The sequence below is a fragment of the Spiroplasma sabaudiense Ar-1343 genome (genome assembly GCF_000565215.1).
GTDB classification, from domain to species: Bacteria; Bacillota_I; Bacilli_A; order Mycoplasmatales; family Mycoplasmataceae; genus Spiroplasma_B; species Spiroplasma_B sabaudiense.
On the sequence record NZ_CP006934.1, the window covers coordinates 732,219 to 745,145 of the forward strand.

13 protein-coding genes are annotated in these 12,927 nt (G+C 30.7%); 1 reads left to right on the plus strand and 12 read right to left on the minus strand.

What is annotated here, in order from left to right; translation table 4 throughout:
- Positions 1 to 58 precede the first annotated feature (58 nt).
- Positions 59 to 466: an HIT family protein gene (locus SSABA_RS03330; RefSeq protein ID WP_025251177.1), complete on the plus strand. Its 408-nt coding sequence runs from the start codon at positions 59 to 61 to the stop codon at positions 464 to 466.
- A gap of 90 nt (positions 467 to 556) precedes the next feature.
- Here the strand turns inward: SSABA_RS03330 and SSABA_RS03335 are convergent, their stop codons facing one another.
- From SSABA_RS03335 to pstB, 12 genes are all read right to left on the minus strand, one after another.
- Positions 557 to 1,543 (minus strand): 3'-5' exoribonuclease YhaM family protein, encoded by a 987-nt coding sequence (locus SSABA_RS03335; RefSeq protein ID WP_025251178.1) that lies wholly within the window; start codon positions 1,541 to 1,543, stop codon positions 557 to 559.
- Between the two features lie 17 nt (positions 1,544 to 1,560).
- Positions 1,561 to 3,501 (minus strand): 2-oxo acid dehydrogenase subunit E2, encoded by a 1,941-nt coding sequence (locus SSABA_RS03340; RefSeq protein WP_025251179.1) that lies wholly within the window; start codon positions 3,499 to 3,501, stop codon positions 1,561 to 1,563.
- A 168-nt stretch (positions 3,502 to 3,669) separates the two neighbouring features.
- Entirely contained in the window at positions 3,670 to 4,971 is a 1,302-nt protein-coding gene (gene trmFO, locus SSABA_RS03345) for a methylenetetrahydrofolate--tRNA-(uracil(54)-C(5))-methyltransferase (FADH(2)-oxidizing) TrmFO (protein ID WP_025251180.1), read from the minus strand.
- On the minus strand, positions 4,968 to 5,639 hold the full coding sequence (locus SSABA_RS03350; RefSeq protein ID WP_038673668.1) for a copper homeostasis protein CutC: 672 nt from the start codon (positions 5,637 to 5,639) through the stop codon (positions 4,968 to 4,970). The genes trmFO and SSABA_RS03350 overlap by 4 nt, the downstream gene beginning before the upstream one ends.
- An 11-nt stretch (positions 5,640 to 5,650) precedes the next feature.
- Positions 5,651 to 6,796: a methionine adenosyltransferase gene (gene metK, locus SSABA_RS03355; protein ID WP_025251182.1), complete on the minus strand. Its 1,146-nt coding sequence runs from the start codon at positions 6,794 to 6,796 to the stop codon at positions 5,651 to 5,653.
- Between the two features lie 36 nt (positions 6,797 to 6,832).
- Entirely contained in the window at positions 6,833 to 8,239 is a 1,407-nt protein-coding gene (locus SSABA_RS03360) for a hypothetical protein (protein WP_025251183.1), read from the minus strand.
- A complete protein-coding gene (locus SSABA_RS03365) occupies positions 8,196 to 9,188 on the minus strand; it encodes a serine aminopeptidase domain-containing protein (protein WP_025251184.1) in 993 nt (330 codons plus the stop codon). The genes SSABA_RS03360 and SSABA_RS03365 overlap by 44 nt, the downstream gene beginning before the upstream one ends.
- Before the next feature lie 57 nt (positions 9,189 to 9,245).
- A complete protein-coding gene (locus tag SSABA_RS03370) occupies positions 9,246 to 10,019 on the minus strand; it encodes a TIGR00282 family metallophosphoesterase (RefSeq protein ID WP_025251185.1) in 774 nt (257 codons plus the stop codon).
- Positions 10,019 to 10,342, minus strand: coding sequence for a YlxM family DNA-binding protein (gene ylxM / locus SSABA_RS03375; RefSeq protein WP_025251186.1), 324 nt, complete (start codon positions 10,340 to 10,342; stop codon positions 10,019 to 10,021). Before ylxM ends, SSABA_RS03370 begins: the two co-directional genes overlap by 1 nt.
- Positions 10,335 to 11,318: a signal recognition particle-docking protein FtsY gene (gene ftsY, locus SSABA_RS03380; protein WP_025251187.1), complete on the minus strand. Its 984-nt coding sequence runs from the start codon at positions 11,316 to 11,318 to the stop codon at positions 10,335 to 10,337. Before ftsY ends, ylxM begins: the two co-directional genes overlap by 8 nt.
- An 83-nt stretch (positions 11,319 to 11,401) precedes the next feature.
- A complete protein-coding gene (gene phoU / locus SSABA_RS03385; protein WP_025251188.1) occupies positions 11,402 to 12,085 on the minus strand; it encodes a phosphate signaling complex protein PhoU in 684 nt (227 codons plus the stop codon).
- An 8-nt stretch (positions 12,086 to 12,093) separates the two neighbouring features.
- On the minus strand, positions 12,094 to 12,891 hold the full coding sequence (pstB, locus tag SSABA_RS03390; RefSeq protein ID WP_236618778.1) for a phosphate ABC transporter ATP-binding protein PstB: 798 nt from the start codon (positions 12,889 to 12,891) through the stop codon (positions 12,094 to 12,096).
- Between the last annotated feature and the right edge of the window lie 36 nt (positions 12,892 to 12,927).

Consider the following 12,927-nt stretch of genomic DNA (forward strand, 5'->3'; position numbering starts at 1 on the left):
AACTTATATAGTTGTTGTTTTTTTGTTATAATTTAATAAACGAGAAGAGGATTTAACTATGGAACAGTGCTTATTTTGTCAAATTATTGTTGGAAAGATTCCTAGTCGTAAAATTTACGAGGATAAGGATATTTTCGCCTTTTTAGACATTACCCCCAACAGCGATGGTCACAGCCTTGTGATTCCTAAAAAACATTCTGTGGATTTACAAAGCACGGACTTAGAAACTTTGAAGGCTGTAAGTGTTGGTAGAAAGATTGTGGCCGATATCTTAAAAGCAAAACTAGCAAAACCAGTTAAAGGCTTTAATTTCGTTTCAAACCAAGGTAGTGAAGCATTTCAAATGGTTTTTCATTACCACGAACATGTAATTCCTAAATATATTAAAGAAGAAGGTTTTTTAATTAATAAAAACGAGCAAAATCTAAGTGATCTTGATGAAATTCACAAACAACTAACATCTTAATTAATTACCGATTAAAAAACCAAAAGCGCAAGCTTTTGGTTTTTTAATATTTTCTAGTTTAAATAAGCCCTATTTTGGCTAGTTTAAAAGCTATTTCTTTTGTGGGTCAAAGTGATTTAAAAACATTTTACCCTCTTCACTTGAAATTCGAGCACTTCAGTCATCTTGACCAACTTTATTTAACTCTTCATTAATCTTAAAAATTCGCGCATCTAGGTTATCAAATGTTGAAAGGATAACAGCCTCTAATAATACTGGTTCGATTGGAGAACCATATTCATTTTTTCCATGACTTGCAATAATCATATGTTGCAACTTCGTGACATCAGAATTTTGAGTTCCATCAGAATTATATAATAATTCTAATTCTTTTGCGGTATTGTACACTATTGTATTCCCGATTGAAATATGTCCTAGAAGTTTACCCTCTAAACTATAATCAGTTCCGCTAATATCTGTTAGTTCAATAATTTTACCAATATCGTGTAGAATTGATCCACAAATAACTAAGTCTCAGTCGATGTTAGCGTAGCCATAATTACCTCTAATTGATTTTGCATTTCGCACTAAAGTGTAACTATGTCAAAATAATCCCCCAACAACATTGTGATGAATTGTCATCGCTGCTGGAAAAGATAAAAAATCTTCTTTCAACTCCAATAAAATGGCTTTAGTAATTTTTTTATAAATTGGATTTTTAACTTCTTCAAGAATCATTAAGAAGTTGTTTCAATTTTCTTCAATATTGATAGGAGCTGACATATTAAAATCTTGCAAATTAATTCCTGCAGCCTCACACTCATCTGGTGCATAGATTTTGTATTGATTAATTTTCAACTGAATTTGATTGCGATATAAATTTGCAATTGCTTCAATCCTTACAATTTGATTTGCTTTAAAGGCCTCTTTATCTTCGATTGTTGCATTTCATAATCGTGCCTCAACTCTTCCGGTTTTATCAACTAAATGAATAATTAAATAATTCATCCCATTACTTCCCGTAGAAAGAACTATCTTTTCAACCCTTGCGGTAACTACAATATTTTTATCAGAACTTTTAATTTCAACTATTTTCAAAACTTAATTCCCCTTTTCTAAATTAATAATCCAGGATTGATAATGTATTTGCTAAAGTCTTGTAAAAAGTTATTTGCTTGAATTAAGTTAACTAACTCGCAATTAAAAGTCATCGAGACAACAACCATATTTTTAATAAAGACTGTGTTATTCTCTGCAACTGGTTTTTGGTAAATGTGACCAACACCAAAATTAAAAAACTCTCCAGGTCTTAATTTTTTTTGACCTCTAGTTAATTTCAGATAGCCGAAGTCGGTTATTGAGATTTGAGATTCTGGGGCAATTGGAAAATCTCCTGAGAATTGGAATTCTTGCCTTTGGTCAGTTAGCCGTCTTGTTAATTCGTTTATATTTATTTCAGCATCAAGGAAAATTGCTGCCTCGACCATTTCTTTAACGCTAAATAGCGAATACTGGATTGCATTTTGTTCCTCCAAGCCTGGAATAATTTTATGGTTTAACAACTTCTGACGTGCCTTTAAAATTGCCTTTATGAAAAACGCCATCAAACTAAGTTCTAAACCTTGTTCTAAAAATGCTCGCGACATTAAATCATACAAGTTAGTTAGTGATGTTAAATCAATCTCTACATCGATTGTCATGCTTGGGGTTACTTGCTCATTTACCTTTTTATCCAAAGATTTAGTGTTTGTGGATTTTTTAAGAAATTGCGAATTTAACCCCTTTGAATTATCAAGGTTAGCTGTTTTAGTTAAAAAATTAAACTCTTTAATTGTTTTTTCCCAACTATCTCCTTTATTTTTAATAAACAGCGACTCATCAATTACTTCACTTTGAGTTTCTTTCAAATCACTTGCAAGGGATTTTTTTATTTCCTCAATTTCAGTTTTAAAGTTGAAATTAGGGTTTTGAGAGGATTCTTTCAAATCATCTTTGTCTTGACTAGATAGATGTAAAAAATCCTTTTCTGGCTCTTTTTTGGCCACTTTATCCTGATTTATTTCTGATAATTGAGGTTTCTCATCTTCATCACTGTTTTGATATTGATTAAAAGTCATTGTATCATCATTTAAATGATCGCTAAAATCCGTCGTTTTTTGAGGTATTTCTTTAATATTATTTGAGTTAAGGTCCTCAACCATTGGCTTTTCACTAAAGTCAACTTCGAACTGAGATAGTTCTTTTGAAGTTTCTACAGTTGGTTTAACATCAAAATCATCTAGATCTTCGAATGCTAAAATTTGCTCAAAAAGGTCATCATTATTTGTTTGGGTTGATGATTTATCTAAATCAGATAGTAAACTTGAAGCTGGAAGATTAAAGCCATCTTCATTATGTAAAAGTGCTGTTGCCAGAGTGGAATCATCAGCCATTTGTGATTCAAGGTTGGCTTGTTTTTTTAACTCTTGGGTTAAACCATCAAAGCCACTTGTTAAGTCATCAAAGCGAACGCGATTCATTTCCAAAGTATTTGTATCGTTTTCTTCTTCTCATTCTTGACTGATTTCTGAAAGCTGTTCTTCTAAATTAATATCTTTGAGTTGTGTTGTTGAAATATTTATTGGTCGAGTTTTCATATTTACTGTCTCAACCAATATTGAACTTTTTTCTTCTCCATCCAAAACTTCCATTGTCATCGTTTGTGCGTTTTCATAAATTTCTTGATCTCTTTTATCATATTTTGGAGCATTATAGCGGGGTTTTTCTGTGATTACATCTTTTAAGGTTCTACCAACACTACTTGTTCCGTGAATATTTTTAACTTCTTGCTCCGAAAAAATATCAAAAATAATATCTCCGTTACTAACAATGAGAGACTCTAAGATATTTATATTTTTAATAACACCATTGACATGGGCTATAATATCAAAAGTTTCTAATTGAGTAGAAATCTTCGCAATAACTTGGCCTTTTTCAACAATATCACCATCAAAAACATAAACTTTTTCAACTATTCCCTTGAGATTACTATTTGTTTTAAATTTAATTCTATTCATTTTAAAGCCCTTCTTTAAACATTTATTTTATTTTACTACATTTAATATTTTTTTACAAAATATGATAATAATATTAATTAGACAAATATTGCTTGATTTATATTATTTAAATAAAATAATTGCTAACAATAACGCTAGCAATTTAAAAAATAATTAAAATAGGAGAGCTTATTTTAATAAATAAGCTTCCATTGATGCCAAAGCCCTATCACACAAAGCCTGATTTTTTAACTTTCGATCAGAAAATTGCTGTTCCATCGGAGGTAAAATTGCTAAATTAGCTTTCATTGGTTTGAGTTTTTTATGTTTTGAATTCGTCACATAATTGGTAAGTGCCCCAATAACTGTTTCTTGAGGTAACGGCTGGAATTTTTGTTTTGTTAAAAAGGCAACCATTCCCAAGGCAGCAACCATTCCAGAGGCAACCGATTCTAAATAACCCTCAACCCCTGTTATTTGACCAGCAAAGAACAAACTTTTCTTTCGCATAACTTGTAGACTCGGATTTAAAATTTTTGGAGAATTAATATAATTATTTTTATGCAAAACTCCATAACGAATTATTTGCGCCTCTTTCAACCCAGGCAATAGTTTAATAATTCTTTCCTGCTCTGGTCATTTTAGATTTGTTTGAAAGCCAACGATATTATATAAAGAGTCAATTGCATCATCTTGGCGCAATTGCACAACCGCAAAAGGAGGTTTTTCTTGACCGGGTGCAAGTAGTTTATTTGCACTTAAAGGACCATTTAATAAATTTCGTTTCCCTTTTTTTGCCAAAATTTCAACTGGCTGACATCCGTTAAAAAATATTTCTTTTTCAAATTCTGGAAGCGCAACAACTTCTGCTTTGATTAATTCGTCATGCCAAGCATTAAATTTTTCTTCATCCAAAGGAATACATATGTAGTTACCATTACCTTGATTATGACGAGAGGCTCAAAAAACCTCGTCGAAATTAATTGATTCTTTTGTAACAATTGGTGCAGAAGCATCTAAAAAAAATAATTTATTTTTACCAGTAATTTTTGAAATCGCTTCTTGTAATTTTAAGGTTGTTAGCGGACCTGAAGCAATAATAGTCGGATTTTCATCAATTTCACAAAAATCTAAATCAATAACTTCAATATTTTCATGTTTTGAAATAATGTCAGTGAGTTTTTGAGAAAAATTATTTCTATCAACTGCTAGTGCGTCATCGCTTGGAATTTGGGTTTCATACGCAACATTCAAAACTACAGAGTTTAATAGTTTTAATTCTGCCTTTAAAATCCCTACTGCATTTTTTAGAGAATTACTTCGAAAAGTATTACTGCATACCAATTCGCCAAATAAATCTGTTTTTTGAATTTCGTTTTTTTGGATTTTTTTAACTTCATAGAGTCTAACCTTGAAACCGCGTTCTGCTAATTGGAAAGCAGCTTCACAACCAGCCAAACCGGCTCCAACAACATTAACTTGCAATTTTAAACCTGAGCCTTTGACTGTTTAAATGCATTTATTTTATTAATATCAATTTCACTATCCCAATTATTTTGAGATCTAGCTGCGGTTCCAATGTGAATTTGATCTGTAACATTTAATATTTGTCCAACATTTTCAATGTTAACCCCACCACCAGCTAGAACCTTTAAAACGGTATTGAGATTTACATCATTAATTACTTCAAGATTATCAACAATATCTCCAAGGCCTCCAGCAGTCAAAATATTGCTAACATTTATTGAATCCAAAAACAATGCTCCTTCAACTGGATTATTTAAAAAGTCAAAAGCTTTGTGAAAAGTTACTGTTTTATTTTTAACAGTTTCCATTATCTTTAACATTCTCTTGTAATCAATTTCGTTATCTTTTGTCAAAACTCCGATTACAATTCCTTTGGCAGTAGTTTTGTTAATAAATCTAATATCATCTAGCATTTGATTAAATTCAGCTTCAGAATAGACAAAGTCTCTAGCTGTAGGTCTAACAATTACATTAACTGGAAGCCTAGAAATCTGAGTAACCGCTAAAATTAATTCACGATCTGGAGTTAATCCCCCAACCTCTAAATTAGCGCACAGTTCAATACGGTTAGCTTGCGAATTGTTTATTCTTTTGACATCTTCTAAATCCTTAGCAATAACTTCTAAAATCATTATTTTTCTCCTTATTTTAAGTAATTTCTTAAAACTTCTACTTTATCAAGATTTTCTCAAGAACAATCTTGAATTCCAAAATGACCATACTTACTGGTTTTAAAGAATGTTGGTTTTCGTAAATCTAGTTTTTTAATTATTTGTGCAACCGAAAAGTCAAAATTATTTTCCAAAGCAGCATAAATGTTTTCAATATTTGTATGTTCTGTTCCAAATGTTTCAATAAAAATAGAGACTGGGGTTGGAATTCCAATTGCATAACTTAATTGAATTTCCAATTTATCAGCCAGCCCTGCTGCAACTAAATTTTTAGCAGCATAACGTGCCATATAGGCTGCACTACGATCAACCTTTGTTCCATCTTTTCCAGAAAATGCTCCTCCTCCGTGGCGAGCATAGCCCCCATAAGTGTCAGCAATAATTTTACGACCTGTTAATCCAGTATCCCCTTGCGGCCCCCCAATTACAAAGCGGCCAGTTGGATTAATTAAGATTTTAAAGTCATCATTTAATTGGTATTTATTTACAACAATTTCGTTCATTATTTTTTCTTTTACAAATTTTTTAAAGTTTTTTTCGTCAAAATCTGAATTGTGTTGAATTGACATTAAAATTGTATCAACTTTAGGTTTTTTTATATCTGAGTAATCAATTGTTACTTGAGACTTCATATCTGGGCGAGCATCAATAAATATTTTATTTTTTCTTAACTTTGTTGCTAGGTAAACTAAGTCGTGGGCAATTGCGATTGCCAAAGGCATAAAGTTTGGTGCTTCATTTGTTGCATATCCAAACATAATCCCCTGGTCTCCAGCTCCAATAATATCGTTTGCCTGATCAATTCCCATTGCAATGTCACTTGACTGCTCTTCAATTTTATTGATAATTTCACATGTGTCAGCGCCAATACCTCATTCTGAGTTATTATAGCCAATGCGTCTTAGTACGTCTCTTGCAACTTGAATATAGTCAACTTTTGCTCGAGTCGATATTTCTCCACCAATTAAAATAAAATTAGTTGTTGCAAAACACTCACATGCAACTTTTGAATTTGGATCCTGCTTTAAAACCTCATCCAAAATTGCATCAGAAATCTGATCGCAAATCTTATCTGGATGTCCTTCTGAAACCGATTCGCTTGTAAATAATTTTTTCATAAATTTCCCCTTAAACTATTTTTGATTTTAAACAATTTAGCAATTTACTGCAAGTAATTTTAAATCCAAGTTTCCTTTTTTTTTCATTTTTCTTATCAAGAAAGAAGCATAAAGATTTATTATTAAACCAAAAACATTTAAAAATATTCCATCGATAATATAATTCATTTTTAAATAAATGGCGTATTCTAAATAGTTCATTGTTTTTTTGATATTTAAAAAAATTCAACAAAAAGACAAAATAAAAATACTAATAACTGTAATTTTCAAACCTCAACTTTTAAACATTGCCGAACTGTTTTCTAAGTATCCAAGAATTCATAAAATAAAAATAATTTCAACAAAAGCAAACAACAGGAAAATATTTATCATAATTATAAATACCGAAAAACGGTTGATTTTATATTTGAACTCCTCAACCGGCGTTTGGCGATATAGATTTACCTTAAAGATATAAATACTGCTTGCAAAAAAATACGGAATATTAAATGTTAATGCATCAAACATACAGTTGCCAATTGGTACTGGAATTAAATTTTCCAAATAATACTTTTTATAGACGATTGAAAAAATCGTTGATAAGTTCATTCATACTCATATTCAAATAATTGTTCACGGCAAGAACCCCGGGGTTAAAAGTGCAAATCTTGAATAAATCACAATTAGATTCCAATATAAACTAATTATCATTCCCCCAAAAAATATTCACAAGATAACACTTACAGCTCTGTTTAGGCCGGTTCTTTTTTGAGGCAAAGTAGCCTTATTGTACTGAATTTGTCAAACTTTATACATTGGATTGTGCATAATATTATATAGTTGGGCAATTGAAAAAATGGGGTTTAAACAAAATAGTGACATAAAACCAATAGCGACTCTCGAACGTGCGTCAAAATCTCTTAAGTAAACGGTGCGAGAATTTGCCATTAAGTAGATTGTCAATGGCATTAAAAAAGGTAAAAAAATTAACGAAATGCAACCATTCATAATTAAGAAACCATGCCAAACTTTTTTATTTTTGTTATTATAAATTTCTTCAGTAATAATTAAACTTGCAAAAGTTTCCTTTTCGTTTTCATAATTATTTACTTTTAATAGCTGAGGAATTATGAAAAAATTAATTGAAAATATTGCTGTAATTATTAACGCATCTCGATTTTTTTTCAGCATTTCTGTTGGAGAAAAAGCTAATATTAATCACAGACTTGCTCAAAAACCAAATAATATCATTGCTGGCCCAGTTAATTTTATAAATATAAAATTTCGGTGCCTTAATAAATCATCATCAAAATAAAGCAATCAATTAGCGATTGCTGCAATAAAAATTGTAAACGAAATAATTGAAACAGAAAATAAAAATAGTCCAATCATTGTAAACACTTTATCTGAACTGGTATTTTTAAATACTACTGATTCGCTCTTTTGATGTAAATAGTCCTTCATTTATTAAAACCTCTTTGATCTCATTAAAAATAACTTCAGAATTGATATCATTTAATAGTAAATGTTTTTTTGCCTTAACTATTTTAAATTGTTGTATTGGTAATTTGGAAATTTGAACTTTTTTTGATAAAAACTTTGAATCAGACAAAACGTCATTATCAGACTGTCAAATAACTACTTTTTTATTATTTTTACTAATTTTTTTTCAAAATCGATTTCTTAATATTTTAAACTGATAAATTTCTCTAACCGAAATAAAGCCCGCTTGTGTTAAATTTTGGTCAAATGCTTTAGCTTCAATAGTGTCTGTAGTAAAATCGTTAACAGAATAATTAAGCTTAACCAATTTTTTTGAGGAGAATAAGGTTCCCCCAAATACTTTAAAAAAAGTTTTTCCTTCTATTGTTTGAAAAATTTTTGAAGGAATAGAAAACAAAAATATCTGACCAACATCTGTATTATTAAAAAATTCCTGAGCTAGTAACGCCCCAAACCCTGAAGCCAAAATCGAAATATTTTGCTCTGGATGCTTTGATTTAATTAAAGAAACAATGCTTTTAAGATCTTGTAAGTGTTGACCTAAATTTCGAATTTGAGTGGCATTATTTCTTCCATAATTTCTTTGATCATAACTTATTACTGAAATTGTTTTAGATTTTTTCAAGAAAAAATCTTCGAGTTTGTCAAATTGCTTAGAAGAATAACCTAAGTCGTGTAAACACAGGAGTATTTCTTGACCGTTAGGATTGATTTCACCAAATCATTTTAAATTGTATTGATCTGATGTAATAAAAAACTTTTTTTTAACTAATTCTGGAGCTTGGATTTTGTTTGAACTTTTACTTAAAGTATTGAAAATAATAATTTTAAAAATTATGGCAGCCAGAATTAACATTTCAAAAAAACCAATTATTGCGTAAAGCAACATAACTACTCAACTGCCCGTCATTTTAAAGCCTCCTTTTTTAAATAATACTATAATCTAGTTTAAATAGATTAGAACAAGTTATTCCTTTACAAAAACTCTATTTAAAGTTTCAACTTTATCAGTAACTTCATTAATTGTTATAATGACTCCACAAAATTGTCCAGGACCTCCCGCAGGATGAAACTTTGTTGGTAAACCTGTTTTTTCTTTATAAATGACATTTTCAGGCTCAACTCCGATTATCGAATTTGCTGGACCAGTCATGCCCAAATCAGTAATATAGCCGGTTCCTTTTGGTAAAATTTGTTCATCTGCTGTTTGAACATGAGTGTGTGTACCAACTAGGGCTGTAATAACTCCATCATAATTTCATGCAAAAGCCATTTTTTCAGCACTTGCCTCAGCATGGAAATCCACAAGGTGAATGTTTGCTTGAGGGTGATTCTTTAACAAATTATCAAAAGCAAAATATGGGTTCTCAGCTGGTTCCATAAAACTTCTACCAATTAGATTGGTGACACGAACAGTTTTATCTTTAATTTTCAATAAAATAGTTCCGTGACCTGGAGTAAACGGGTTTATATTTAAAGGTTTTAATAATTTTGGACTAGATTCAATATAACTTAATACTTCTGGAAGTTTAAAAATATGATTTCCCGAAGTTACAACATCAACACCATCTTTTAATAAACCCTCAAAATGTTTTTTTGAAATTGATTTTCCGTGTGTAACATTTTCTCCATTGGCAATTACCAAATCAATGCTATTATCAGATTTAAAACTTTGTAAGTATTTTGAAACTAGTTCTCTTCCTTTTGAACCGTAAATATCACCAATCATTAAAATTTTCATTAGCCAATTACCTCTTCTATTTTTCTCAAAATTTCTTGAATTTCTAATTGAGGAGAGTTTTTAAAATCTTCTACTATTTTTCGGAAATTTGAATGTTGCTTTAATAGATTCAATTTATCTTCAAAACTTGCCAATAGTTTAATAGTTTTTTGTAAACTATCTGAAACTGCTGCTCGAGAAATTTGGTGCTCATCAGCAATTTCTTGTAGCGAAAAATCCTCAAAATAATAAAATTCAAAATATTTTCTTTGTTTACTTGTTAATAGCCCCTTGTAGATGTCAAATAAAGCTATAGTGTGATTGTTTTTTTCTAAATTAATCATCAGATGATTCCATAAAGTCAGCAACTAAATCGTAAATGTAGTCCTCAATATCAAAGGGCTCGATATCATCTAGTTTTTCCCCAATACCAATCATCTTCACCGGGATATTGAGAAGATCTTTTATTGCTAAGGCAATTCCACCTTTACTTGTTCCATCCATTTTTGTTAATATTATTCCCGTTACATTTGTTGACTCACTAAATGACTTAGCTTGGGAAACACCATTTTGACCTGTTGTTGCGTCAATTACTAACAATCGTTCATGGGGAGCATTTTTAATTTTTCTTGAAATTATGCTTTGCATTTTTTCCAATTCTCGCATTAAATATTCTTTATTTTGTAATCTTCCAGCTGTATCAATTAAAAGTAAATCATAGTTTTCGGTCTCGGCTTTTTCTAGAGCATCAAAAACAACGCTTGCTGGGTCTTGATTCATTTTTTTTCCTCGAATTAATTCAACACCCGAAAGTCTAGTATCAACTCATTCTTGAAGCTGTTCAACAGCACCGGCTCTAAAAGTATCAGCAGCGGCAACCAAAACTTTATAACCCTGTTTTGCATAAAAATTTGCCAGCTTTGCTAAACTTGTTGTTTTACCGGTCCCATTTACACCAACCATCATAAAGATATTTAATCGATTGGGAACAAAGTTTAATTCTGTCTTAAATTTTCCCGAATCCGCATAGCTATCATATAATTCTTCAATTAAAATTTCTTTAATTTCCTGGAAAGTTGATTTTCGCTTCACTTTCTTTTGAACTGCGTTTGAAATTTTTACGACCATGGCCATTCCCATATCAGTTGAAATTAAAACATTTTCTAGTTCTTCAAAAAAATCATCATCTGCCTCTTTGTATTTTTTTGATAACTTTTTAATTTCCTTTGAAAAACTTAAACTTGATTTAATTTCTTTTATTTTGATTTTATCTTTGCGTTTTTCTTCGCGCTTAGCTTTTAAATTTTGTCAAAAACCCATTTCAAAACCTCCAATCTGCTACCTTAATTGTATCTTATTTTGTATATTACTTAACATTGAAAAAACTTTAGCAAAGCTAAAGTTTATTGAAAATCATTGTCATCAACAAAAACTTCATCGAATTTTCCGGTTCTAATAAAGTTCAAAATTTCTTCTACATTAACTAAGTGATCCCCGGCGCGCTCTAAATTTCTTAGTTCTCGAATAGCGCTAATAAATAACATTGACTTTTTGGGCGCAAGTTTATTTGAACTTTCAATTTCTGCAACTAAACTTTCATTTAATTCAGCTAAGTTAGTATCTAACATTTTTCTTAGTTCCAATACTTTTTTTCGATGTTCATTTTCATAGTTTTCAAATAAACTAGAAATAAAATTTAGCATTTGATTTACTAGGTCAAACATTTTTGATATATAACCAATTTCAATTTCTCCTGGTTGATAATTAATATAAAACATGCATATTAGTTTTGCATAATCCGCAATTCGCTCAATCTCTCTACTAATCAGAATTGAACCAACTGCCAAGCGCAAGTCACCAGCGACCATTTGTTGTTTTGCGATTTTTCACAATGCCATATTAGTAAATTTATTTTGTAATTGATCGATGACCTTATCCCCACTAATTACTTGATTAGCAAGTTCAATATCTCTTTTTTTCATCGCTTCAAAAGTTCTTCCATATTGCGATTTTGTGGCTTCAACTAAATTACTCATATCTTTTTTTATTGCTTTGACATCGTTGTCTAAAATTTTATTGTATGACATATCTATTTCTATCCAAATCTACCTGAAATGTAATCTTCAGTTTTTTTATCTTTAGGGTTGGTAAATATTCTTTTCGTGCGATCATATTCAACAAGTTCTCCTGAAAGAAAAAACGCTGTATAATCACTAACTCTTGTGGCTTGGGCCATAGAATGAGTTACTATTACTATTGTATAATCTTTTTTTAATTTTAAAATTAATTCCTCAACTTTTAATGTTGCAATTGGGTCTAATGCACTTGTTGGCTCATCCATTAAAAGAATTTTTGGGCGCATTGCGATTGCACGAGCAATACACAAACGTTGTTGTTGCCCCCCAGATAATCCCAAAGCAGAATCCTTTAAATAATCTTTAACATCATCTCACAAAGCAGCTTTTCTTAATGAGTCTTCAACTAGTTGATTTATGACTTCTTTATCGCGAATTCCTTGACTTCGCGGTCCAAAAGCAACATTATCATAAATTGAGATTGGAAATGGGTTTGCTTTTTGAAACACCATTCCGACTTCAGTTCGCAATCTAGCAACATTTATTCCTGGTTCATAAATATTTATCCCATTTACTTTAATAGCCCCTTGAATAACTACATTTTCAACCAAATCGTTCATACGATTTATTGAGCGAAGTAGCGTTGATTTCCCACAACCACTTGGTCCTATGAAAGCTGTCACTGTATTTTGCTTGATTTTCATATTTATTTTTGAAAGCGCTTGTTTAGTTCCAGAAGAGTAGTAAAAATCCAAATTCTCAACTTCAATTACGTTTTCGCGATCTTTTAAAAGTGGTTTTTTGACTTTGGTAAATAAGTCTTGGGGTTCAATTTCTTTAACTTCAATTGTATT